Source organism: Altibacter sp. HG106 (assembly GCF_028561755.1).
GTDB lineage: Bacteria > Bacteroidota > Bacteroidia > Flavobacteriales > Flavobacteriaceae > DFVG01.
The window spans coordinates 511,574-536,547 of the sequence record NZ_JAQQTD010000001.1; the positions used below are offsets into that span (position 1 = coordinate 511,574).

The 24,974-nt window shown below is 43.9% G+C and carries 26 protein-coding genes; 19 read left to right on the plus strand and 7 right to left on the minus strand.

Going from position 1 to position 24,974, the window contains the following annotated elements; genetic code table 11:
- Positions 1-3 precede the first annotated feature (3 nt).
- Genes PO830_RS02390 through ruvX form a run of 3 tightly spaced genes read right to left on the minus strand, consistent with a single transcriptional unit; the run spans position 4 to position 1,476 of the window.
- On the minus strand, positions 4-408 hold the full coding sequence (locus PO830_RS02390; RefSeq protein ID WP_272851933.1) for a DUF5606 family protein: 405 nt from the start codon (positions 406-408) through the stop codon (positions 4-6).
- A 57-nt stretch (positions 409-465) separates the two neighbouring features.
- Positions 466-1,056, minus strand: a complete 591-nt coding sequence (gene def / locus PO830_RS02395) for a peptide deformylase (protein ID WP_272851934.1) — start codon at positions 1,054-1,056, stop codon at positions 466-468.
- Positions 1,057-1,065: 9 nt separating this feature from the next.
- On the minus strand, positions 1,066-1,476 hold the full coding sequence (gene ruvX, locus PO830_RS02400; protein WP_272851935.1) for a Holliday junction resolvase RuvX: 411 nt from the start codon (positions 1,474-1,476) through the stop codon (positions 1,066-1,068).
- Positions 1,477-1,569: 93 nt separating this feature from the next.
- Between ruvX and PO830_RS02405 the strand changes: the two genes are divergently transcribed.
- On the plus strand, positions 1,570-2,385 hold the full coding sequence (locus PO830_RS02405; RefSeq protein WP_272851936.1) for a 2,3,4,5-tetrahydropyridine-2,6-dicarboxylate N-succinyltransferase: 816 nt from the start codon (positions 1,570-1,572) through the stop codon (positions 2,383-2,385).
- Here PO830_RS02405 and PO830_RS02410 read toward each other — a convergent pair.
- Positions 2,382-3,143 carry a lipopolysaccharide kinase InaA family protein gene (locus PO830_RS02410; protein WP_272851937.1) on the minus strand — a complete coding sequence of 254 codons (762 nt, stop codon included), beginning with the start codon at positions 3,141-3,143 and terminating at the stop codon, positions 2,382-2,384. The genes PO830_RS02405 and PO830_RS02410 overlap by 4 nt on opposite strands.
- A gap of 51 nt (positions 3,144-3,194) precedes the next feature.
- Between PO830_RS02410 and PO830_RS02415 the strand changes: the two genes are divergently transcribed.
- A complete protein-coding gene (locus tag PO830_RS02415) occupies positions 3,195-4,268 on the plus strand; it encodes a glycosyltransferase family 9 protein (RefSeq protein WP_272851938.1) in 1,074 nt (357 codons plus the stop codon).
- Positions 4,269-4,274: 6 nt separating this feature from the next.
- Here PO830_RS02415 and PO830_RS02420 read toward each other — a convergent pair whose 3' ends face one another.
- The gene (locus PO830_RS02420; RefSeq protein WP_272852020.1) at positions 4,275-5,114 is read right to left on the minus strand and encodes a glycosyltransferase family 2 protein; all 840 of its coding nucleotides are present in this window, start codon (positions 5,112-5,114) and stop codon (positions 4,275-4,277) included.
- A gap of 62 nt (positions 5,115-5,176) precedes the next feature.
- Here PO830_RS02420 and PO830_RS02425 point away from each other — a divergent pair, with 62 nt between their 5' ends.
- From PO830_RS02425 to PO830_RS02490, 14 genes are all read left to right on the plus strand, one after another.
- Entirely contained in the window at positions 5,177-5,914 is a 738-nt protein-coding gene (locus PO830_RS02425) for a glycosyltransferase family 2 protein (RefSeq protein ID WP_272851939.1), read from the plus strand.
- Positions 5,915-5,997: 83 nt separating this feature from the next.
- A complete protein-coding gene (locus PO830_RS02430; protein WP_272851940.1) occupies positions 5,998-6,759 on the plus strand; it encodes a glycosyltransferase family 2 protein in 762 nt (253 codons plus the stop codon).
- 2 nt (positions 6,760-6,761) lie between these two features.
- The gene (locus tag PO830_RS02435; RefSeq protein ID WP_272851941.1) at positions 6,762-7,829 is read left to right on the plus strand and encodes a glycosyltransferase family 4 protein; all 1,068 of its coding nucleotides are present in this window, start codon (positions 6,762-6,764) and stop codon (positions 7,827-7,829) included.
- A 9-nt stretch (positions 7,830-7,838) separates the two neighbouring features.
- The gene (locus PO830_RS02440; RefSeq protein ID WP_272851942.1) at positions 7,839-8,729 is read left to right on the plus strand and encodes a glycosyltransferase family 2 protein; all 891 of its coding nucleotides are present in this window, start codon (positions 7,839-7,841) and stop codon (positions 8,727-8,729) included.
- Complete coding sequence (locus PO830_RS02445; protein ID WP_272851943.1) at positions 8,726-9,286, plus strand: L-threonylcarbamoyladenylate synthase; 561 nt, start codon at positions 8,726-8,728, stop codon at positions 9,284-9,286. The genes PO830_RS02440 and PO830_RS02445 overlap by 4 nt, the downstream gene beginning before the upstream one ends.
- Positions 9,286-9,951, plus strand: a complete 666-nt coding sequence (locus PO830_RS02450; protein ID WP_272851944.1) for a class I SAM-dependent methyltransferase — start codon at positions 9,286-9,288, stop codon at positions 9,949-9,951. Before PO830_RS02445 ends, PO830_RS02450 begins: the two co-directional genes overlap by 1 nt.
- 50 nt (positions 9,952-10,001) lie before the next feature.
- A complete protein-coding gene (locus tag PO830_RS02455) occupies positions 10,002-11,432 on the plus strand; it encodes a CCA tRNA nucleotidyltransferase (RefSeq protein ID WP_272851945.1) in 1,431 nt (476 codons plus the stop codon).
- A gap of 1 nt (position 11,433) precedes the next feature.
- A complete protein-coding gene (locus PO830_RS02460) occupies positions 11,434-11,970 on the plus strand; it encodes a GNAT family N-acetyltransferase (protein WP_272851946.1) in 537 nt (178 codons plus the stop codon).
- Entirely contained in the window at positions 11,957-12,970 is a 1,014-nt protein-coding gene (locus PO830_RS02465; protein ID WP_272851947.1) for a COX15/CtaA family protein, read from the plus strand. Before PO830_RS02460 ends, PO830_RS02465 begins: the two co-directional genes overlap by 14 nt.
- Before the next feature lie 39 nt (positions 12,971-13,009).
- Positions 13,010-13,528: an IS1096 element passenger TnpR family protein gene (locus PO830_RS02470; protein ID WP_272851948.1), complete on the plus strand. Its 519-nt coding sequence runs from the start codon at positions 13,010-13,012 to the stop codon at positions 13,526-13,528.
- 25 nt (positions 13,529-13,553) lie between these two features.
- On the plus strand, positions 13,554-14,612 hold the full coding sequence (locus tag PO830_RS02475; protein WP_272851949.1) for a nucleoid-associated protein: 1,059 nt from the start codon (positions 13,554-13,556) through the stop codon (positions 14,610-14,612).
- 113 nt (positions 14,613-14,725) lie between these two features.
- Positions 14,726-15,625 (plus strand): ABC transporter ATP-binding protein, encoded by a 900-nt coding sequence (locus PO830_RS02480; RefSeq protein ID WP_272851950.1) that lies wholly within the window; start codon positions 14,726-14,728, stop codon positions 15,623-15,625.
- 5 nt (positions 15,626-15,630) lie between these two features.
- Positions 15,631-16,467 (plus strand): ABC transporter permease, encoded by an 837-nt coding sequence (locus tag PO830_RS02485; protein ID WP_272851951.1) that lies wholly within the window; start codon positions 15,631-15,633, stop codon positions 16,465-16,467.
- 50 nt (positions 16,468-16,517) lie between these two features.
- Positions 16,518-18,947, plus strand: a complete 2,430-nt coding sequence (locus PO830_RS02490; protein ID WP_272851952.1) for a gliding motility-associated C-terminal domain-containing protein — start codon at positions 16,518-16,520, stop codon at positions 18,945-18,947.
- On the opposite strand, the gene PO830_RS02495 is transcribed toward PO830_RS02490, so the two are convergent.
- Positions 18,948-19,931, minus strand: coding sequence for a hypothetical protein (locus tag PO830_RS02495; protein WP_272851953.1), 984 nt, complete (start codon positions 19,929-19,931; stop codon positions 18,948-18,950).
- 275 nt (positions 19,932-20,206) lie between these two features.
- On the opposite strand from PO830_RS02495, the gene PO830_RS02500 reads away from it, so the two are divergent.
- The 3 genes from PO830_RS02500 to PO830_RS02510 all read left to right on the plus strand — a co-directional run bounded on the left by PO830_RS02500 (position 20,207) and on the right by PO830_RS02510 (position 23,456).
- A complete protein-coding gene (locus tag PO830_RS02500) occupies positions 20,207-20,722 on the plus strand; it encodes a hypothetical protein (protein WP_272851954.1) in 516 nt (171 codons plus the stop codon).
- Between the two features lie 87 nt (positions 20,723-20,809).
- On the plus strand, positions 20,810-22,813 hold the full coding sequence (gene uvrB / locus PO830_RS02505; protein WP_272851955.1) for an excinuclease ABC subunit UvrB: 2,004 nt from the start codon (positions 20,810-20,812) through the stop codon (positions 22,811-22,813).
- A 55-nt stretch (positions 22,814-22,868) separates the two neighbouring features.
- The gene (locus PO830_RS02510) at positions 22,869-23,456 is read left to right on the plus strand and encodes a hypothetical protein (protein WP_272851956.1); all 588 of its coding nucleotides are present in this window, start codon (positions 22,869-22,871) and stop codon (positions 23,454-23,456) included.
- Here the strand turns inward: PO830_RS02510 and PO830_RS02515 are convergent.
- Entirely contained in the window at positions 23,446-24,969 is a 1,524-nt protein-coding gene (locus PO830_RS02515; RefSeq protein ID WP_272851957.1) for a GH3 family domain-containing protein, read from the minus strand. The two genes, PO830_RS02510 and PO830_RS02515, sit on opposite strands and share 11 nt — an antisense overlap.
- Positions 24,970-24,974: the final 5 nt, after the last annotated feature.

The following is a 24,974-nucleotide window of genomic DNA, read 5'->3' on the forward strand; positions in this document are numbered from 1 at the left end:
TGTTTATTCTTCTTCTGAAGTGTCTAAAAATTGCGTGTGGCCATTCTTCTGAAGCAAATTATACCATTGTACGATCTTCTTAATATCGCTGGCATACACTCGGTCCTCGTCATAGTCGGGCATTACCTTAAAAAAGTATTCTTCCAACTCGATTTTAGGAGCCTTATGGCTAATGGCCGGGCCGCCCTTTTCTTGTTCATGAATCTTGGTAAATACTTGTCTCAAGGGGACCTCATCGGTCAAGGTATAGATGGCGATTTCAGACAGCAAGCTTACGTTGTGGCGTGCCCCAACGCTAATTTTCTTGCCGTCACTTAAGGACTCTGCCAGAAATCCGCTGCGGGTTCTGGTCTTTAGTTCATACAATCCGGGCTTTCCGCTAATCGTCAAAATTTTCTCTAAACTCATACTTCTTTTTTAATTCGGCTGCAAATATGATGGCTTCCCACTACAAATGCAACTCCCTTAACGTTTCTTTTTAGCCATCGGAAACTTCATTCTATATCCGATATCGATCTTTCCTTTGGAAATATTAGCTAATTTCTTTTTGATCAATCGCTTTTTTAAGGGCGATAATTTATCGGTAAACAGCACCCCTTCAATATGATCGTATTCATGTTGAATAATTCGAGCGACAATTCCGGTAAAGGTTTGTGTGTGTTTCTCGAAATTCTCATCATAGTATTCCATGGTAATCTTGGGGCGTCTAAAGATGTCTTCATTTACATCGGGGATACTCAAGCAACCTTCGTTAAAGGCCCAAACATCACCCACCTCTTCAATCATTTGCGCATTGATAAACACTTTCTTAAACGTGGCAGCGACCTCGCGTTCATTTTCGGTAAGATCTTCATCATCTTCAAAAGGCGTCGCATCTACAATGAACAACCGAATGGGGAGTCCGATTTGCGGAGCGGCGAGACCGATGCCTCTAGCGCCATACATGGTTTCGAACATATTTTCAATCAGTTCATCCAGTTTAGGGTAGTCTGAGCTGATATCTTCTGTTTCTTTTCGAAGTACGGGATCTCCGTACGCCACAATAGGTAAAATCATACAATTTTTTTAAAGGTTATACAGGTAATCCTGCAGAATAATGGTGGCGCTGATCTCATCAATCAATGCCTTGTTCCGTCGCTGCTTCTTTGTAAGTCCGCTGTCAATCATCGTCTGAAACGCGCGCTTACTGCTATACTGCTCATCAACACGCTTAATAGGCATGTTCGGAAACCGCTTGTTCAATTGCTTCAGAAACCCTTGAATGTCTTTTTCCACCTCACTATGTGTCCCATCCTTCTGTTTGGGTTCGCCTACCAGTACGCATACTACTTCTTCTGTTTCCAAATAACTCTTCAGAAAATCAAGCAATGTTTCCGTAGGCACTGTGGTAAGACCGGAGGCTATCATTTGCAACTCGTCGGTCACTGCGATACCGGTGCGTTTTGTTCCGTAATCAATCGCGAGGATACGTCCCATATTCCTTGCAAAAATACAGGTTTGTTTGCTCCTATGCTAGAAAAGCTTCTTATTTACAAGCGCTTGAAGTATCTTTGTGGCAAAGCACTTTTCATGAATCACCTACAACCCATTATTGAGAACGCCTGGAACGACAGATCGCTCCTTTCCCAACCTGAAACCACTGATGCCATTCGCTCGGTCATCGACCTTCTGGACGAAGGAAGTTTGCGTTGCGCGGCCCCTACCGCAGCGGGTTGGCAGGTGAATGAATGGGTCAAAAAGGCAGTGGTTTTATACTTTCCCATTCAAAAGATGGAAACCTTAGAAGCAGGGATCTTCGAGTATCACGATAAGATCCCTTTAAAACGAGGATATCAAGAAAAAGGAATTCGGGTGGTCCCACATGCCGTAGCACGTCATGGCGCCTATATTTCCAAAGGTGTTATTATGATGCCTAGTTACGTCAACATTGGTGCGTACGTGGATGAAGGCACCATGGTAGATACCTGGGCCACCGTAGGAAGTTGTGCTCAAATAGGTAAGAATGTGCACCTAAGCGGCGGCGTGGGTATTGGAGGCGTTCTGGAACCCTTACAGGCCGCACCTGTGATTATCGAAGACAATGCTTTTATTGGGTCTCGATCGATCGTGGTAGAAGGCGTTCGCGTAGAAAAAGAAGCTGTGCTTGGTGCGAATGTAGTGCTTACCGCTTCCACCAAGATCATTGATGTGACCGGTAGCGAACCGTTGGAAATGAAAGGTCGGGTTCCTGCTCGCTCGGTAGTCATTCCGGGAAGTTATACCAAGAAATTTCCGGCCGGAGAATTTCAGGTGTCTTGCGCGTTAATTATAGGCAAGCGAAAAGAGAGCACCAACAAGAAGACGAGCTTGAACGACGCGCTACGCGAATATGACGTAGCGGTTTAGCCATTTCGTTTCCGCTTGCGGCGGCGCAACTTCTTAGCATTGCCTTTTTTCTGAAATGCGCGACTGTAAGCCGTCATCAATTCATGGATCTTTTCTGAAGTTGCCCCATATAACTTGGCATACACCGGCGCCATAATGTTGATCATGGTTTTTGACAACCAAAGCCTTCGGAAGTTTTTCATCCGTTTCTCTAAAGACATTTTTTCAAACCGCATTCGGTTCAGATCGATCAAATAAAAATCATAGGTGTTATCCTCCTTATTAAGAATTAAGGTATTACCCGGAGAATGATCCAAAAAATTGATCTCTTTTTCATGGAGTTCGAACGTAAAAGCAGCAAATTGCGCTAAAATTTCCTTCCGCCTGGGATAGTTGGGGTTGTGATTCAAAACTCGAAAATCGAGATCGTAATCCACATAGCGTGAAATATAAAAACTCTCCCGTAAGCCACCGTCAAAGCATTCTTGATACGCCACCGGGAAGGGTGTTTTAATTCCGCTTTCTATAAGTCGGATGGCATATTCGTACGAGCGCTTCGCTTTGCTTTTCCGAAAATATTGATACACCCAACGTTGAAAAGCATTCGGCGTCTTGAATTTTTTAAAGGTGTAGTACGTCCCCTCGATGGCGATTTTCTTAATTTGATTTCTTCCTTCTTCCACCAAAAATTCGCCAGCCGTCTCAAAGGAGTTGATGGCCGTCTGAATTTCGGGAGCAATCGATTTAAAATCCGGGTGTACGCGGAAGGTTTCCTTCATCCTACATTTTAATAACTAAGAAAAAAAAGATACTTTGCGAAGGTAACTTATATGAAACAAATACTCGTAATACAGAACAAACGAATTGGCGATGTGCTCATCAGTTCGGTGATTGCCCAGAACATCAAAAAAGTGTTCCCGGAAAGTAAAATCACTTACTTTGTTTACGATTATACCGCCGGTGTTCTTGAAGAAAACCCAAACATCGATCACATTATCCGTATTTCCGAAGCCTGGCTGAAGAAGCTTCCCAATTTGGTGAAAACCCTACGGAAAGTACGGCGCGACAACTACGATATCATCTTCGATCCATACGCTAAATTTCAAAGCAGAATGATGTGTTTGTGTAGTGGTGCCGAGTATCGAATCGGACTCAAACGGGCGCACAAACAATTAAAGCTTCCGTTCTATACCCATCCTATCAGTTTTTTGGAACAAGGTAGCAAGCCCTGCGGAAAGGCGATCGAAGATCGGGTACATATGGTGAGCGATGTGTTTTTGTTGAAGACCCCAGATGAAGTGCCGAAGATCTACCTCACTTCCGAAGAAAAACAGTACGATGCCATTGCCCATATCCAACAACCGGTGTTGATGCTCGGGGTGCTGGGCAGCACTCCCAACAAATCGATGCCCTACCCTTATATCGCACGTATTGTCGACTGGATTACAGAACACTATCAGGTGACTGTGCTCTTCAATTACGCTCCTCACCAAAAGGCCGAAGCAAAGCGCATTTATGAACAGTGTGCGCATCAAGAACAAATTGAACTTGACATTTACGAAAACAGCATACGCGGATTTATACGACTCATGAACCAATGTAAGCTGCTGATCGCCAATGAAGGCGGCAGTGTACACATAGCAAAAGCGCTGAACAAACCTACCTTTACCGTCTATTCTCCCTTTATTCACAAAGCGCATTGGGCGACTTTTGAAGATGGCGTTATGCATAAATCCATCCATCTGCGAGACGAAAAACCGGAAGCCTATTCACAGTTTTCACGAGAGGAACGAAAAAAAGTAGAAGCGAATCCGCAGAAATTGTATCAATTATTAACGCCTGAATTGATTATCGCTTCACTCGCTCCGTTTATGGAGCATCACTTGGGTATGCACAAGAAATAGAATAGGTTAAGAGGGTACGGGTTGCGGTCCTTTCTGAATGCCGTGTTCGGTCCACGGACTCCCGCCTTCGCGCGTTTCCTTTCGGATGGCATTGTTTTTTGCAATGGATTCTTCATTCTTATACCCGCGGGGATGGTCTAAATGGATCACTACCGCATTGTAGCGAATTTGTTTGCTGTGAATTCCGTAGTTGATAAGTCGCTCGCCGAGCTCTCTATCTTGCCCACCGTACTGCATGCGCTCGTCGAAACCATTTACGGCGAGAATGTCTTCCTTCCAGCCGCTGGCGTTATGACCATTCCAACTGGCGTTGGTAGGCGTAATGGTGTTCAGTAAACTAGCTCGGGTTGCACCGGCACTCAGTTTATTGTTTTTAAACGATGATGGTAATCCTTGCTCCTTAAGCCACTGCACATCGAAACAACGCTCGGCATAAATATCTTCTTTGCCAATCGCTTCTGAAATGTCCATCGGAAGCATAAAATAACCACCCGACAAGAAATAGCCTAACTCTCTAAATTTCACATGTTGCTCCACAAAATCCTTTCTTGGAATACAATCGCCATCACTCATGATGATATACGGAGCACTGCATTTCAGAATCGATTTATTGAGGATTTGCGACTTCTGAAATCCGCGATCCTCGTGCCAGACATGAATTATTGGATAAAACAGTTCTTCCCGCATGGCATCCAACAGTTCTTTCGTCGCCGCTTTAGAGCCATCATCGGCGATTACGACCTCAAAATTGCGATAGGTTTGATTGTTGTAGCCCCACAACACCTTTTGAAGCCAGGCTTCGCTGTTGTACGTACTGATAATTATGGAAGTATCGATCACGGCAATTAGATTCTCAACAAAGGTACGGTTCTTTTTCAGTTTGAAGAAAAACAGGGTATCTTTACCCCATGCCCAGGCTCTCAGTCATAATTCCCACCTATAACGAAGCTGCCTATGTGGAAGCTGCATTACAATCGGTTCAGTTTGCCGATGAGATCATCTTGATCGATTCCTTCAGTGAAGATGATACCCTTCTGAAAGCCAAACCTCTGGTAACGAAAATCATCGAACGGAAATTCGACAATTTTTCCAATCAAAAGAATGCTGCCTTAGAACAAGCCACCGGCGATTGGGTGTTGTTTCTCGATGCCGATGAACGCATTACCCATTCCCTTCAACTGGAAATAGAAGGCGCCATAGCGTCAACAACCTATTACGGGTACAAACTCAACTTTCCGCATTTTTTTATTAATCGTTTTCTCTACCATCACAATAATGAGGTACTCCGACTCGTACGCAGGGACGGGGCGTATTTCAGCGGACTCGTACACGAGAAGCTGCACTGCAATGGTGCTGTAGGAAAATTGAAAAACCCTGTGCTGCATTTTACCTACAAAGGATTGAACCATTTTATTAAGAAGAAAGAACAATACGCCTGGTTTCAGGCAGAGCAGTTACATAAAAAAGGAAAAAAACCGTCCCTCTGGCTCATGTTTTTAAAACCTACGTACCGCTTCTTTAGCTCCTACATTTTACGGGGCGGGTTTCGCGATGGGATTCCGGGATTGGTAATCTCCGGAATAAATGCCTATGGCGTCTTTCAGCGCTATGCGAAGCTCATCTTATTACGCCGTGGAATTCGTTAGGGTTTTCAAGAAGCATTAACCTCACAAATGGGCCGTTTCTAATCGTTTTAAAATATGTACTTTTACTCAAATTTTGAACGCACTTGAATACCCGTCCGCTTATTTCGGCCCTCGCCATCACAAAGAATGAAGCCCAAGTGCTCGAAGGATTTCTGAAGCAACTAGATTTTGCCGATGAGATCATCATTGTAGATTCTTTTAGTACAGATGGCACTCAGGAAATTGTTCGCCAGCATCCTACGGCGCAATTGATAGAACGTCCTTTTAAAAACTTTAGCGATCAGAAGAACTTTGCCATCGAGCAGGCCAAGCATCCGTGGATCGTTTTTTTTGATCCCGACGAAGAAATCACTCTGTCGCTAAAAGAAGAAATCTTGCAAAAAGTAGCCCAACCTGAAGCGGTTGCTTATAGGGTGAAGCGAGTGTTGTATTTTATGGGAAAACGATTGAAATATAGCGGGTTTCAAAACGATTATGTGATTCGGCTGTTTCAGAAAGCACATTGTCGCTATGATGGTAGTTTGGTTCACGAAACCATCAAAGCACAGGGAAAAGTGGCTACTTTTAAAGAAGTGCTCCCCCACCACACCTATCGCGATTTCGATCAATACACCGCCAAGCTCCATCAATACAGCAAGTTAAAGGCCGTGATGATGTTTCAGAAAGACAAGCGCGCCCGATGGATCCATTTTATCGTGCGGCCCTGGTATCGTTTTTGGCATCAATACATCATCAGGCTGGGCATTTTGGATGGAAAAGAAGGCTTCGTACTCGCCTACCTCAATGCGTTTACCGTTTTTAAACGCTATATTCACCTCTGGCTATTGTACCGCAAAATTGAGTGACTATGAAACGTATTTTCTTAGAATCGCACAATCTCAAAAACCCGTATTCGGGCTTCGGACAATACAACTATCATCTCATCAAAGGGTTGGCAGCGCAGGACCTTTCGGGGTGGCGTATCACCCTGCACGTGAAGAATGTATCCCGATGGAAAAAAGAATTTGGCAAGACCTTCCGCTATCGGAAATATCGGTCGTTAACACGGCATAAACCCTTCCGAATCAAAAAGAAATACCACCTTTGGCACAGTCTGAATCAAAACATTAAGATTGAACCCTTCTTTCAGTTGCCGTATGTCTTAACAGTGCACGATATTCACTTTGTAAAAGAAGGCTCCGAACACATGCGGCAGAAACTCCGCGCCCAATTTGAAAAAAAACTCAAACGCTGTCATGCGATCATCTATATTTCAGAATTTGCCAAAAAAGACACTCAGCAGCATTTTGACGTTCCCAACATTCCGCAATACGTAATCTACAACGGAAACACTATCCCGGAGGTTGCGGTGAAAAGTCTTCCAGAGCCTACAATACTTCCTAAAAAGCCTTTTCTTTTTTCAATAGGCGACTTTACCGATCGCAAAAACTTTAAAACGCTGGTAGATATGATGCGCTACTTGCCGGAGTACCACCTGGTCCTGGCCGGAAACAATACGTCGGTCTATGCCGATACGCTTCGGAAACGCATTACCGATCACCAATTGGACGATCGGGTGCACCTTCCTGGAAAAATTAGTGAAGCCCACAAGCAATACTATTTGGCGCATTGTGAGGCGTTTTTGTTTCCGTCGAAACGAGAAGGCTTCGGTATTCCTCCACTGGAAGCCATGCACTTCGGAAAGCCTATTTTTATTTCTAACAATACCTCGCTTCCGGAAATTGGCGGAGAACACGCCTTTTACTGGAATCATTTTGAGGTACAGTATATGGTTTCGGTCTTCAAAAAAGGAATGCAGCAATATCAAGAGAAAAAATCGTTTTACACAGAATATTATCAATCGCGTGCCAAACAATTTGATTGGAAAAAGACCGCAGCCGAGTATTTGAACGTGTACCAAAAACTCGTATCGTAATAACACCCTATGCCCACGGTTTCTATCATCATTATCAACTACAATACGGCCGCCTACACGGTGCAAAGTGTGGCGGCTGTCCAGCGAGAAACCGCAGAATCACTGCCCTATGAAATTATTGTGGTGGATAATGCTTCGGAAGAAGAAGATTACAACAAATTAGCCGATCAATTGCCCAATGATGATCGTATTCAATTGATCAGAAGCGAAGTGAACACAGGCTTTGGAGGAGGTAACATGCTTGGGTTCCAACAAGCAAAAGGGGTCTATCTGTTGTTTTTGAACAATGATGCTTTTTTGCTGAATGACTGCCTTTCCAGGCTACACGAATTCCTGGGAAGCCACCCCAAGGTTGGCGTTGCTACGGCTCAAAACTACGACCAAAATGGGAGGTTTGTTCCGTCTTTTGATCATAACAAAGGGCTGCGCCGTCTCTTACTGGGACGTGGATTTTTAGAGACGGTCTTTCCGAAACGATATCCAAAACGCAAACAAGAGTATGCTCAACCAATTGAAGTCGACTGGGTAAATGGAGCCTTTTTATTCTTCCGAAGAGAGGCATTTGAAGCAGCCGGCGGCTTTGACACAGAAATTTTTCTATATTTTGAAGAAATGGATATATGTCACCGATTGCGTGAAAAAGGCTATAGCAGCATGCTTGTACCCGACGCTAAAATAGAACATCATCAAGGGGCGAGCACCCAACCGAGACCTGCGCTGAGCATGGAAAGCTATCGTTCGTATTTTCATGTCATCAAAAAATCCAGAGGTGTCTTTGTACTTTTGATCATAAAATTTTATTTAGGCCTCGTGTTTCTATTGAAGCCCAAAAAGCGATATTTACTCCCCGTACTGTGGAACAGCAGTCTAAAAAATCATTCTATTAAGCCAACCCTATGAAACCCGATATTGAGAATGCCTATAAGGAATTGAGACGTGGTGGTGTGATCCTCTACCCTACCGATACGGTTTGGGGACTGGGATGTGATGCCACACAGCCCGATGCCGTTTCCAGAATCTATCAAATAAAACAGCGGGATGAACAAAAGGCATTACTCTGTTTGGTTTCAGATTTTAAAATGCTAGAACAATTTGTGCATGACATTCCTGAAACCGCCTATGATATCATGAAATACGCGCAAAAACCAACCACCATCATTTACGACAAGCCTGTAGGCATCGCCGAAAATTTGATCGCTCCCGACGGGTCTATGGCCTTTCGCGTGGTGCGGAATGCCTTTTGCCAGCAACTCATTAAGAAATTGCGAACTCCGTTGGTTTCTACCTCTGCGAACATTAGTGGGAAGCCCACGCCCCATCATTTTGCCGAAATTTCTTCGGAAATTAAGTCGGCTGTAGATTATGTCGTATCTTTTGATCAGAACAAAAAAGGGGGTACGCCTTCCAGCATCATCAAATTAAAGAACGACGGCACCGTTACTATTATTCGAAACTAATGACTAGCATACCAGACGGACTCGATTACGTTAATAAACCACAAGATTATTACGAAAACCAACGTCCCGAAATGTTGGCATATCTTCCCGCGAAGGTGCAACGCGTTTTAGACGTGGGCTGCAGCAATGGTGCTTTTGGAGCCGAGATCAAACGTGTCTCAGGTGCAGAAGTATGGGGCATTGAACCCATGGAACAATTTGGCGCTCTAGCAAAAGAGAAATTAGATACCGTGTTTATTTCTTCGGTAGAAGGCGCCATAAAAGACCTTCCGGAAGGCTATTTTGATGTGATTTATTTCAATGATGTCTTAGAACATTTACTGGATCCGTATTCGGTACTGGAGCGCATGAAAACGAAGCTTACCCTTCAGGGTTGCGTGATTAGTTCTATTCCGAATATTCGGTACTTCCGAACCTTTTTCAAAATACTCTTTAAGGGGGAATGGGATTATACCGATGAAGGCATACTCGATCGAACCCACGTACGCTTTTTTACCAAAAAAAGCATCTTAAAAATGTATCAAAATGCCGGTTACCGCGTGCTGTCTCATGAAGGAATCAATGGCAGCCGATCTTTAAAACCGATGCTTTTCAATATTCCGTTAGGGTTTACGGCACAAGACATAAAATACCGTCAATTTGCTACTGTGGCGGTGAAAAAATAAGAAGTCGTTTTTGCAGAGACAGGCGCGATACCGTACCTTTGTAAACCGAAATGCAAACAACGAAAAAACAATTTCCGCACGCCTTAAAAGCTTCCGTTTTTCGGGTTATTTCCGAAGCTTCTGAACGGCTTCAAATCGAAAGCTATGTGATTGGTGGCTATGTTCGCGATTACCTTCTTAAGCGCGGCGATGCCAAGGACATCGACATCGTTGCCGTAGGGAGCGGTATCGAACTGGCCAAAGCCGTGGCGAGACTCCTGCCCGGCGATCCTAAAGTGACGGTCTTTAAGAACTTCGGAACGGCCATGATCAAGACGGGAGGTATTGAATTGGAATTTGTAGGAGCTCGAAAGGAGAGCTATCGATCCGACAGTCGAAAACCCGCCGTAGAAGATGGTACCCTGGAAGACGATCAAAACCGTCGTGATTTCACCATCAATGCCTTGGCGCTTTGTTTGAATGACTCCCATTTCGGAAGCTTACTCGATCCCTTCGACGGATGGAAGGATTTGGAGAACCAGCTAATTCGCACTCCGCTGGACCCCGATATCACCTACAGCGATGACCCCCTCCGCATGCTACGGGCCATACGCTTCGCCACCCAATTAAATTTCACCATTGAAAAAGAGTCGCTGGAAGCTATTACGCGAAATGCAGACCGCATTAAGATTATTTCCGAAGAACGAATCGTCGATGAAATTCATAAAATAATGCTGAGTGATGTTCCGTCTAAAGGATTTGCCTTGCTTCGGAAATCGAACTTACTGCCTTATATTTTTCCGGAATTAGTAGCACTACAAGGTATTCAAGAAATTGAAGGGCAACGCCACAAAGACAATTTTTGGCATACGTTGGAAGTGGTTGATAATATTTCCGAAGTCACAGACGATCTCTGGTTGCGCTGGGCCGCGCTGCTGCACGATATCGGGAAAGCCCCTACAAAACGGTTCGACAAAAAGATAGGCTGGACGTTTCATGGTCATGAGTTTGTAGGCTCGAAAATGGTATATAAATTATTCAAGCGTCTAAAAATGCCGCTAAATGACAAGATGAAATTTGTACAGAAAATGGTACTCATGAGCTCTCGACCCATTGCTGTGGCAGGTGATGTAACCGATAGCGCGGTTCGTCGATTAGTGTTTGATGCGGGCGATCACATAGAGGCGTTGATGACGCTATGCGAAGCCGACATTACCACGAAAAACCCCAAGAAATACAGGCGCTATCATAAGAATTTTCAGAAGGTACGTCAAAAAATTGAAGAAGTAGAAGAACGCGATCGGATTCGTAATTTTCAACCTCCGGTAAGCGGAGAAGAGATCATGGAAACCTTCAATATTCCTCCTTCGCGAGAAATCGGAAGGATCAAGGATGCCATCAAAGAGGCCATTTTGGAAGGAGAAATTGCCAATGAATACGAAGCAGCTCGCACCTTTATGCTTCAAAAAGGAAAAGAATTGGGCTTGGCCCCTCAGAAATAATATGAAAAAGCGGATTGAAACCGAACGATTGTTACTGCGCCCTTTCGACTATGGAGACGAAGCAGGTATATTGGCTTTTAGTTCGGATCCTAAAACACAAGAACACACTGGCGATGTCATGCGAACGACGCTCGATGCATGTCGCGCCCTAATCACCGATGTTTGGCATCCCGATTACAGCAAATACGGCTATGGACGTTTCGCCGTGATTCATAAAGAAGATCAAAAAATAATTGGGTTTAACGGAATCAAATTCCTGCCTGAAATTGGAAAGTCAGATCTGGGGTATCGTTTTTTACCAAAATACTGGGGGCAAGGTATTGCGACCGAATCGTCCCGCGCCATATTAGACTTTGCCTTTCGGGAAATTGGCTTAGAAGAGGTTATTGCTTTTGTAGAACCGAAAAATCCGGCCTCTTCCGCAGTGCTGAGAAAACTAGGCTTTCAACACACTCAAACAGCACCCTATCCCGGGGAAGAAAACAACGGGGATATTTTGTGGTACACCCTATTAAAACAAGACTATGAAGGACAATAAACGCGTGGTATATTGGCTCCTCACGGGAGGTATGCTTATTTTCATTATGGTGGTTGTGGGTGGCATCACTCGATTGACACACTCTGGTTTGTCTATATCTAATTACAAATTAATTTCCGGAACCATCCCTCCAATGAATGAGGTGGAGTGGCAAGAAGCTTTTGATCTTTACAAACAATACCCCGAATACCAAAAGCTCAACACCCATTTTGATCTAGAAGACTTTAAAGACATCTATTTTTGGGAATGGCTGCATCGCGTCATTGGGCGATTTATTGGGCTCGTCTTTATACTTCCGTTTCTTTATTTTTTACTTCGGAAACAACTCACCAGACCTACCCTTAGGAAGTGCTTGATACTACTAGGACTTGGGGCTTTTCAAGGATTTCTAGGTTGGTATATGGTGAAAAGCGGATTGGTAGACAGACCCGACGTGAGTCATTACCGCCTTGCCATGCACCTCACAACGGCCTTTATTACTTTTGCGTACACACTCTGGGTAGCCTTAGATCTTATTTACCCTACCCGGAAGCAGGTTCAGAAAGGGTTTCGTAATCTGATCCGCTGGGGCTATGCCTTTTTATTGCTTCAAATTATCTATGGTGCCTTCGTAGCCGGTCTAGACGCCGGTTGGATTCACAACCATTGGCCCTTAATGAGTGATGGGAAGCTCATTCATGAAACCGTTACCATCGAACAAAACCCTGTTTGGAAGAACTTTGTGGAAGGGAAAAGCGGCGTGCAGTTTGTACATCGCTATTTGGCCTATGTGGTGACGGGATTTATTGGTATCATTTGGTATCGCGGAAAACGCATCGCAAGCACCATGCTTCAGAAGAGCGCCTTGAACAGCTTGTTAGGGCTCGTTGGAATTCAGTTTTTATTGGGAGTGTTTACTTTGTTATATCAAGTACCGGTAGTCTTGGGAGTACTGCATCAGGTTGTCGCCTTTTTCCTACTGGCAAGCATGACATTTACCCTGCATCGCTTCAGCAAATAGTATTTAAAACGGTATCTTTGCCTTCCTAAAAATGATGATATGGTATACCGCATTCGGATCATCCTGGATGCCAGCGAAGATGTATTCAGAGATGTAGAAATTGAAACGACACAAACCCTGGAAGATCTGCATAATGTGATCTTACAATCGTTTGGGTTTGATGGTCAGGAAATGGCTTCCTTCTACGTGAGTAATGAAGAATGGGAGCAGGGTGAAGAAATTGCCTTATTCGATATGAGCGAAACGCCCGGGAGTGTTCGTGTAATGAACGAAACCGCAGTAGATGACGTGCTCAGCGAAAAACAAACTAAGCTTATCTATGTGTACGATTTTCTAAGCATGTGGACGTTCTTGGTGGAACTTGCCGAAGTGACCGAGCCGGAAGACGGCATGAGCTATCCAAATTTAATGTATGCCCATGGACAAATTCCGGCAGAAGCGCCAGAAACCGAATTTGTGGGTGAAGATCTGGACCCGACGCATCCTGAAGATGATATGGACATGGACCTGGATCCGGATGATTACGACAACCTCGACTTTGATGAAAACTGGAACTAATTTAGCCCTTCTTTCCTACTGAAATATGATCAATCTATACAACACGCACATTGCTTCTTTATCCATTCATCGCGTTGGAAACAAAAGTCGCAACGAAGGTTTACTGCTTTCGAATGAACCCTACAAGCTGGACGATGAGCTGACCCCCTTGCTCAAGGAGTATTTTCTAAAACCGTTTCGCGACAAAGAAGAAAATTATTTCCACTTTACGCATGATGCAGACCTCGAGTTCCATACGCTATACCAGCACCTTCGGACCATCTTCGAAAAACCGGAAGGGATTCACGAAGCAAGCAAAGCGATCACGCGGCATCTCTTCGATCAGAGCATGCATCCCCACATCAAAAGCGGTGAGGTTTATGTGGCCTATTTGGAGGGACTGCAGATTGACAACCAAAAAGTAGATGGTATCGGTATCTTTAAATCGGAGATCAAACAGGATTTCCTTCAATTTTCAGAAACGCAGCACCAACTTCAGGCCTCCCTTCAGCAAGGGGTAAATTTGAACAAGCTAGATAAGGGAGCCTTGATCTTCAACATTCAGGAGGAAGAAGGGTACAAAGTGCTTTCAGTGGATAGTAATCGGTATGACGCTCGCTACTGGCTAGAACAATTTTTAGGAGTCGACGCCTTTGCCGATGACAATTTCTTTACCAAGAAATACTTGAAGTTCTGTCAGGATTTTGCCAAAGATGTGGTTTTGCCTGCGGAAGATAAAAAAGAGGAGGTATTGTTTATGAATCGCGCGGTGAATCATTTTGCGAAGAATGACAATTTTGAAGAAACGGCTTTTATGAATGAAGTGATCGACAATCCCGATCTGATCCCAGAGTTTCGTCACTACAAAACCGAACGTGCTCCCAAATACAGCATTGAAGATGTGAGCTCCTTCCCTATTGCCAATACCGCAGTGACGGCGGCTCGAAAGAAAATTAAGAACGTCATCAATCTGGACACCAATATTCAGATCAAAATGGATTTTATCAATCCCGAGAGCGCCGAACGTTTCGTAGAAAAGGGCTGGGATGAAGAAAAACAGATGTACTATTATCTGGTATATTTCAACCAAGAACAAAAATCATAACAAAGCCCTTCGGGGCTTTTTTTAGTTTCAGCAGATTTCTGTACCTTCCGAAATAGGCTGTAACAAAGCGGCATCTTATTCGTCATACTCATAACCCAACCAAAAAAATCTCTGTGGAAACTATTCTTTCAATCAATCATCTTACCAAGCGTTTTGGACCCATTACGGCAGTTGACGACCTCTCTTTTACCATTGAAAAGGGGAATGTATACGGAATTTTAGGTCCGAATGGCAGCGGAAAATCAACCACCCTAGGTATTGTTCTCAATGTTGTCAACAAATCGGCTGGAGAGTTTCAATGGTTCAATGGCGCCCAAAGTACTCATGAAGCGCTCAAAAAAGTAGGTGCCATTATCGAGCGCCCCAATTTCTATCCCTACATGACCGCCAAGCAAAATTTGGCGCTGGTTTGTAAAATCAAGGACGTACCTACTGACAAAATTGAAGAAAAATTGGAAGTCGTTGGACTTGCCGATCGGCAACACAGCAAGTTCAGAACCTTTTCCTTAGGAATGAAACAGCGCCTGGCGATTGCTTCGGCATTGCTGAATGATCCAGAGATCCTAATTTTAGATGAGCCTACGAATGGTCTGGACCCACAGGGAATTCACCAAATTCGAGAGATCATTAAGACCATCGCCAATCAGGGAACCACCATATTGCTAGCCTCGCACCTGCTCGATGAAGTAGAGAAAGTGTGTTCGCACGTGGTGATACTGCGGAAAGGAAAAAGCTTGTACAGCGGTAGTGTGGAAGGAATGAATGCCAGTCATGGCTTCTTTGTGCTGAAGGCGAACGATATGCAAGCGCTTCAGATGGCATTACAAAACAGTACGTCTATCGGAACCATCAAAGAGGAAGGCGATCAACTTATAGCCTATCTCAACACCCCCATGGATGCTTCCGAATTCAACCAAAAAATGCACCAGCAAGGAATTGCGCTATCGCACCTTGTTAAACGCAAGGAAAGCCTCGAAGAACAATTCCTTGAACTTACTAAAAACCTCAACTAACCACCATGTTTCGACTTTTCGCTATAGAATTTCAAAAATTACGATATAATCGCTCGGCGCGCGTTATTTCACTGGTGTATTTTATTCTGATCACCTTTATCGCGCTCATTGCCTCGATAGAATTTAATTTTGGCAATGTCAACTTTCGAGTAGCCGATCAAGGGATTTTCAACTTTCCGTTCATTTGGCATTTTAACACTTGGGTAGCGGCGATTCTGAAAATATTCTTGGCCATTGTTATCGTTTCCATGATGTCTAACGAATACAGCTACCGTACGCTTAAACAAAACCTTATTGACGGGATCAGTAAGAAAGAATTCATCTTATCTAAATTTATTACGGTTGTTGGTTTCGCTGCCATATCTACCGTGTTTGTATTTATCGTAAGTATGATCCTAGGCCTCAGTTTTTCGGATTATACCGAAATGAGTATCATTTTTAGCGATCTCGACTATCTACTAGCCTATTTCATTAAGCTTGTGGGCTTCTTCTCTTTCTGCTTATTCTTAGGCATCTTAGTAAAGCGTTCTGCCTTTGCCATTGGGTTTTTGGTCATTTGGTGGATCGTCGAAAGCATTGTATACGGACTCATGAAATGGCAGTTTTTCAAAGGAACTGACATTGCCGAGAATGTCTCGCAGTTCTTTCCACTAGAAGCCATGAGCAATCTGATTAAAGAACCGTTTACCAGATTGGGTGCGGTTCAGTCGGCTGCGAACCAACTAGGAGAAAGTTTTACGAAAAATTATGATGTTTCCTATATCGCTGTCGCGATCACCCTGGTTTGGACCTTTCTATTTATTTATTGGTCATTTCTTATCCTAAAAAAGAGAGATCTCTAGGAAAGCCTTTTCCGTTGTGACGAGTAGGTAAGAATATGTATCTTTAGCGCATGAGCATAGCGTCCTGCAAGGTTAAAAAATCTTTTCTTTTCTTACTACTGTTGGCTTTTGGATGTGTAGGGCATTCTCAGAATTTTGAACTGTTTGAGAAATTTTACGGGAATTACGATTATCTCTCCTTCGGAAACACGCTAAATCTAACTGAAAATGGCGTTGGCGGAGCGTGCGATATCGTAACCTCCAGTGCTGCTGATTTTCAATTACAGACCGGGCAGAATTTAATAGCCGCGTATCTATATTGGGGAGGAAGTGGCTCTGGAGATCTTGAAGTAACCTTGCAAGGTACCACTGTGACTTCAGAGCGTACCTTTTCATTTACCAATAATGGCCTTCCTTTTTTTGCAGCTCGCGCCGATGTTACAACTATTCTTGCTAGCGTCGGAAACGATACCTATACCCTGAGCGATTTAGACCTGACGGATGTGATTGACGCCTACTGCGATTTCGGACTAAATTATGGAGGATGGGCTGTTACTGTGGTGTATGAAGACCTGTCCCTACCCCTCAATGAAGTAAATATATTCGAAGGATTTGATGGGGTGTCGGAAATTGGAGACCCCTTGGATATCATCCTTAACGATCTAAATGTAGTAGATAATACCGGAGCAAAGATTGGCTTTCTAGCCTGGGATGGCGATGCCGGCATCGCCGTTTCAGAAACACTTAGCATTAATGGCAACATTATTGGCAATCCCCCTCTGAACCCAATTGACAATGCTTTTAATGGAACCAATAGCTTTACGAATTCCGATACCTTGTACAATATGGATATCGACTTCTACAATATTGAGGCCTTTATTAATCCTGGAGATACTTCCGCTAGTATTCGACTTACCTCAAATCAAGATTTTGTACTAGTCAATAACATCGTGACCGTTCTCAATGTAATTTCGCCGGATGCCGTTATTGCGATTGACTCCTTCGACATACCCACCGATTGCGGAGACCGAGATTTTACCTTAGACTATACCGTTTCCAATATTGGAACTGATATTATGATGACGGACGTTCCCATCGCATTTTATGCAGATGATGTGCTCGTTGCACAGAGCATGACCACGATGCAACTGGGTATTGGCGAAAGTGAGTCTGGCACCATTAATTTTACCGTCCCGCTCGACACTCCGGCAGATTTCACCTTTCGTGCCGTGGTGGATGACGACGGAACCGGAAATGGCATCGAAAATGAGACCGATGAAGACAATAACGAAGCGACGCAAGAGGTCCATATTGCTGTATTTCCGGTCATTCCAAGTCTTACAGATCTGGAAGAATGCGAAGTAGTAGGGCCTGAATTTTTTGATTTGACCTTAGCCACGACGGCCATCGATCCTGATGAGACGATCACCTTCCACCTTAGCGCAACCGATGCTACCAATGGAGATAATGCGATTATCAACCCCACATCCTATCCACTTGATGGCGGCACACAAACCATTTGGGTGCGAGCCGATAATTTGGAGTGTTTTGTAACCGATTCTTTTGAATTGGAGGTCGTAATCTGTCCGCTTCCCGATGCCACGATCAGTATTGACAACGACATCAATGCATGTCGCTTTCGCGCTTCCACAATTGATTACACAGTGTATAATCTAGAATCGACAGATGTCCTACCCGCCAACACACCCATTGCGTTTTACGCCGATGGAATATTGTTTGCACAAGCGCAAACGATAGCTCCTATTCCCATTGATGGGAGCGAAAGTAATACGGTAGAAGTCATATGGCCGCTAGACTTACCCGAAACCTTCTCTGTTACCGCTTCTGTGGATGATGATGGAACGGGTATGGAGGTGGTCGAAGAAGAAAATGAACTCAACAACCTCTTCGAAGTAACCATTACCTATCAAACGATCGACCCCATAGAAGCCCTTCCCAACATCATCCGTTGTGATGAAGGTAATGATACAGCAACGTTTAACCTTACACAACAAAATGACCTTATCTCTGACGCAGTGGAAGACACGATTACCTATTATATCGACGAAATCGACGCGTTTGAAGGAGTCAACCCGATCACGGACCCTGCGGCGTATCAAAATATCGAGGATCCACAACTCATTTATGTCCGACTTGAAAACGCGCTTTGTTTTGAAAATGCCAGTTTCAGCATTGGTACCGAAAATTGCGCGCCCATCATTCCCGAAGGATTTTCACCTAATGGAGACGGCATCAATGACGTATTTGAAATTCCCAATTTGCTAGATGTTTACAAAGGATTCAATCTGAAAGTATTCAGCAGGAATGGTAATTTAATCTACGAAGGAGGCAATGACGATGGTTATTGGAATGGAATTCCTAATCGCGGTATATTAGGAGGTTCTTCAGAAGTACCCGTGGGTACGTATTACTATGTCTTGCAAGTAAATGTGCCTGAATTTCCGAAACCCTTTATTGGGTGGGTATATGTGAATTACTAACTATCGCTTAATTTGTAGCAGATTAAGATCTCGCTGAAATACTTGATAATTTCCATTCGTTATTCCAACGCCGTTAGTGAAAAAGGTAAGACGGTAATAATAAGTAGTTCCAGCAGTTAGGCTACTATCCACGAAACTTATGTGACCGCCACCTCCAAAACCTATAGAAGCACTGGTAGCGCCATTCGGCGTTTCAATATAACAAATGCCACTCGTATAGGTTAAGTTCACCGGACCGGAAAACAAAGGATCGGTATCTCTTTGTAGAATAATGAAATACCCCCCCAACGAATTACTCGTTCCATTGAGATTACCTCCAAATACCCTGGCAAAACCAGTTAACAGCAATGAAGAATGATCGACCCCACTCCCGTCTGGTATGGTAATACTCACCGTAGTTCCCGTTAGAGGCGTTAAGACTCCATTCGTAAACGGGATGCTTTGAGTGGTAGCATTATGTACGCCTAACACTTCTTGATTGATAAAATCACCTTCAAATAAAATACTTCCGTCCACCTGAAGTTTGTTCGTTGGGTTGTTTTCGCCAATCCCTACATTTCCAGAGGCTGTGATTCGCGCCTGTTCCGTGTTGTCTGTTCCAAAAACCAAAGGCTGCGCATCAGAAGTACCAATATAATCGGTGGCAGGATTGGTACCCGCATTTCCAGAAGTAGACCAGAATTCGCTGGTCGCTGCAGTTAAAAGCTTCTCCCATGCCCCGTCCCAGTGGTAGTATCCTTCGCCATCTCCTCCCACGACAGAAGCATTGGTATTGTAAATTAAGAGTCCGGTTGCCGGACTATCAATTGGCGTTGTACCATCCGTAACATTGTTGAGGGAAACTCTGGGAATTAACAATCCGGCATCGGTGGCTTCCACATCCAAAGCGGCGCTAGGATCGGGTGTGGTGGTTCCTATCCCAACTTGGGCGGTTGCGAATGAAATTGATAGTAAGAAAACGGGAAATAAAATTTTAAGTAACATAAGCTCTGAATTTAGTAAAGTTTCAGTGTAAAAAAGCGACAGGCTTGTGTTAGTTAGGCATCTTTAAGATACTAAAATCTAAAAATAATAAAAAATGTAGCCTACCATTTGTGGTAAAATGCAGATTTCTGGCACGTTTTTATAAGTTTTTTCGCACAAATGATGTGTTTCTGAACGCATTACAAACCATTGATTATGAGTATTTTTAAGTATCCAAATCAGATGTATGCTATGGTAATCTAACTGCGATGTTGTCGTCGCTTAAACAGATGCTTATGCGTACTATTACTCTTTTTATTTGCTGCCTTTTTCTCTTCGGAAATGCATTCACCCAAACTGAAATAGCAACAAAATGCCCGTTACAAAACGATAATGATCAATGGATCGAATCTTTTAAAGGCGCTACGTCTGATGAAGAACGGATGGAGTTGATCGTCGATAAGATACAACGAGATGCGATGTTTGTGCAAGAAACTTCGGAAATCGCTGAAACTTCCGGCACGGTTACCTTAGCGCCAGAGAATTCACATGATTGCCAATGTGCCATTAGGTTTGGCTTGGTATACTCAAATAAGAAACGCGGACTCGTACTAGATCTCAACAAATACCCATATCTGGAAGACGTAGTAGTAGATCTGACCATGGCAAATATCGAGTCGATTGATTTCAACGAATTTCAAGACAAGAAACTGTATCGATATGGGACTGAGCTACGCTCTGGAGTGACCATTTTTAGTGATGATAAAGAATTGCGAAAAAAGATTCGGAAAACCCTTCGCTCCGAACGATAATATCATATTTTAAGAACAACATCCCCCCTTCCAATGGCTTTATAGATTGCGCTAATTTCCGTATTTTCGCTCTCTTGATAAAAGGCTATGAAGTTCCAAATTGTTAGTGATTTTAAACCTACAGGCGATCAACCGGAAGCTATCAAATCATTGGTGGAAGGAATCGAATCACAAGAAAAATACCAAACGCTTTTAGGAGTAACGGGAAGCGGTAAGACGTTTACGGTGGCCAATGTGGTTGAGCAGGTACAGCGCCCAACACTGGTGCTGGCGCATAACAAAACGCTAGCGGCCCAGTTGTATTCAGAATTTAAACAGTTCTTTCCGAACAATGCCATAGAATACTTCGTCTCATATTACGACTACTACCAGCCAGAGGCGTACATTCCTACCTCTGGAACCTATATCGAAAAAGATCTTTCTATCAACGAGGAGATAGAAAAGTTGCGATTGAGTACAACATCCTCGTTGTTGTCGGGAAGACGCGATGTGCTCGTGGTAGCTTCCGTTTCTTGTTTGTACGGTATTGGAAACCCCGTGGAGTTTCAGAAGAACGTAATTAGTCTGAAAAAAGACATGGTGCTCTCTCGAACGAAATTACTTCATCGGCTGGTGCAAAGCCTGTATTCTCGTACCGAAGCTGAATTTAACAACGGAAACTTCAGAATTAAAGGGGATACGGTTGACATCTATCCGGGTTACGCAGATGACGCCTTCAGAATTCATTTTTTTGGAGATGAGATCGAAGAAATAGAAGCGTTTAACCCGCAAACCAATGAGGTGATTGAAACCTACGACCGCCTCAATATCTATCCGGCGAACATGTTTGTAACCTCTCCGGACGTATTACAAAATGCGATTCGAAGTATACAAGATGATTTGGTCAAGCAAATTGACTATTTCAAAGACATCGGTAAGCACCTGGAAGCAAAACGATTGGAAGAACGTACCAATTTCGATTTGGAAATGATCCGAGAACTGGGGTATTGTAGCGGGATCGAAAATTATTCACGATACTTAGACCAACGCTTACCAGGCACGCGTCCGTTCTGCCTTTTAGATTATTTTCCGGAGGATTATATGATGGTGGTAGACGAAAGTCACGTTTCGATTCCACAGGTTGGTGCCATGTATGGCGGGGATAGAAGTCGGAAAGAAAACCTCGTGGAATACGGTTTTCGATTACCGGCCGCCATGGATAACCGCCCCTTGAAATTTGAAGAATTTGAAGCGCTTCAAAATCAAGTGGTCTACGTAAGCGCTACACCGGCGGATTATGAGCTTGAAAAATGCGGCGGCGTCTATGTGGAACAGATTATTCGACCGACAGGATTATTGGACCCACCTATTGAGATTCGACCGAGTTTAAACCAGATCGATGACCTGCTTGAGGAGATACAACTTCGCGTGGAAAAGGACGAGCGTGTTTTGGTAACGACACTCACCAAGCGAATGGCCGAAGAACTCACGAAATATCTAACACGTATTCAGATTCGATGTCGCTACATTCACAGCGATGTAGATACCTTAGAACGGGTAGAGATCATGCAGGATCTGCGTCTCGGACTCTTTGATGTGTTGGTAGGGGTCAACCTGTTACGAGAAGGCCTCGACCTTCCAGAGGTGTCCCTGGTAGCGATCCTGGATGCCGATAAAGAAGGGTTCTTACGAAGCAACCGATCGCTCACACAAACCGTAGGGCGTGCTGCCAGACACGTGAACGGTAAGGCGATTATGTATGCTGATAAGATCACTAACAGCATGCAGAAAACCATCGACGAGACCAATTATCGACGTGAAAAGCAAATTGAGTACAACAAAGAGAACAATATTACCCCTACCGCTATTAAAAAGTCGTTGGAGAATGCCCTTACCAAAAAGAAAACCGAGCGCTTCACCTTCGATACTGCGGAAAGCCTGGCTGCCGAGCCGGAAGAGCAGTATTTAACCAAACCGCAATTAGAAAAGAAAATTCGGGACACACGGAAGGAAATGGAGAAGTCGGCGAAAGACTTGGATTTCATGATGGCAGCCAAACTTCGTGACAAAATTAAAACGCTTCAAAAATCGCTGGCCGAACTAGATGCCTAAGTTTTTTATCGTCTCCTTAACAATAAAGCGATTGTGCATTTAGTACTTTAGAACAATGATTTCAGCAGAAGAAATTGAACTTTCAAACAAGTACATTCCGGAGAACATTCGCACCGAAGCGATTTTAGCGCTCCGCTACTTTCCTGAACTAAAAGACACCGAAATTCGGTTTCAATTCAAAAAAGATATTAAAAAGTCAACCATGCAAGCACAGCCCACCTGGGCTAGCTTTTTTAGGAGCAAAAAATCACGTGGCTACATCATTTTAATATCTGAAAAGATTCAGATCGATCAGGAAGAATTTACCATAGACGACATCCCAAGTGACGTTGTAACCGGTTGGTTGGGCCACGAATTGGGCCATGTGATGGACTATCGAAATCGCAGCAGTGCGGGCATGGTGGTTTTCGGTATTAAGTATTTATTTTCGAAAGCCCATATTAAAGAAGTAGAACGCGCGGCCGACACCTTTGCCATTATGCATGGGATGGGAGATTACATCATTAAAACCAAGAATTTCATTCTGGATCATGCAAAGATTTCAGAAACCTACAAAAACAGAATCCGCTCGTTTTATATGTCTCCGGAAGAAGTCATGGAATTGATCAACGATCCATCCTTTGAAAAAGCGGTTACTTCATAGTTTCTACAAAGCTTACCCATTCGCTGAATTTATCCTCTTTCATCACCTTCTCCATTTTTACCTGACCTCCTTTTTTCTTGTTGGCACCACTCCATTCATAGAACACGTTTGGTGAAACGGTATGCACGCGTACGCCTTTAAGCGCTTTGTTTCGGGCAACCTTATAGTTTTTGTTCGCTGCTTTTAGCTGGTTATCCAAGGCTTCGGAAAGTGTTTCTTCGGAAACATCGGCATCGGTACCGAGATACCAATGATGGTAAAAATCGTTTCCTTCCTGAACGGCAGAGACGGTAAATTCTGGAATTTCAATATCGAACTCTTGTTCCAACTCCTGAAGCGCTGCCTCCATTTTATTTACCGAAAGCTGCGAGCCTACTACATTCAAAAAGAATTTAGTGCGGCCGGTGATGACAATTTCGGCTTTTTCAATATCGGTAAAGGCAATGGTGTCGCCAATCAGATAGCGCCAGGCACCGCTTACGGTCGAGATCACCAACACATAGTCGGTATCCAAGGCTACTTCCTTCAAAGAAAGTACCGGGGCATCGTCGGTCAAAGAACCGTCAGATTGAATGTATTCAGGTTGAAAGGGAACGAATTCAAAATAAATTCCGTTGTCAACCACCAGCTTCATCGCATGCGTTTCGGGTCGGTTTTGAAACGCCAGAAACCCTTCCGAAGCCAAATAGGTATCAATCACCGTTATCGGTTTTCCCAACAACTGATTAAAGCTTTTTTCATACGGCTGAAACGCCACACCGCCGCTGGTATAGACTTGCAAGTTGGGCCAAATTTCGTGAATGTGGGCGGCATCGTAATACGAAATTACCTTTTTTAGCATCAATTCCATCCAGGAGGGAATACCACTAAGCGCGCCTATATCCCATTCTTTGGCACGTTCGGCAATGGTCTGAACCCGCTGGTCCCAATCGTCAATACGCGCGATATCTTCGCCCGGCTTGTAGTAATTCTGAAACCAGAACGGAATATTACTGGCGCTTATTCCGCTGATCTCCCCTTCTAAAAACTCGTCTCGTGATTGCAGATCTGTGGAACTTCCCAGCATCATGATCTCCTTTTCAAAAAAATCGGATGGAAGGTCGAAATTACTTAAGGCACCTACCTGTTTGATGCCTGTGGTACGTATAGCCTCCAACATAGCTTCCGTCACCGGAATTCGTTTGCTGGAGGTTCCGGTGGTTCCGCTACTGAGTGCGAAATACTTCGGTTTGCCCGGCCATGTTATATCTTCCATCCCCTCATGCACCCGATGCCACCAATCGCTTGTCATTTTGTTGTAATCGTGGTACGGAATGGCTTCTGCAAAGGCTTTGGAAATGTTTTCGGATTCCAGAAGTTTTTGAAACCCATAATACTTACCAAAGGCGGTTTCTTTGGCTGTGGTTAACAGTTGTTTTAATATCTTTTCTTGTTCTTCGAAGGGAGTGCCTTCTGAGACCACTGCGTCTCGCAAAGCAATCGCTCCCTTTATGATGGATCCTAGTAGCGCCATGAATG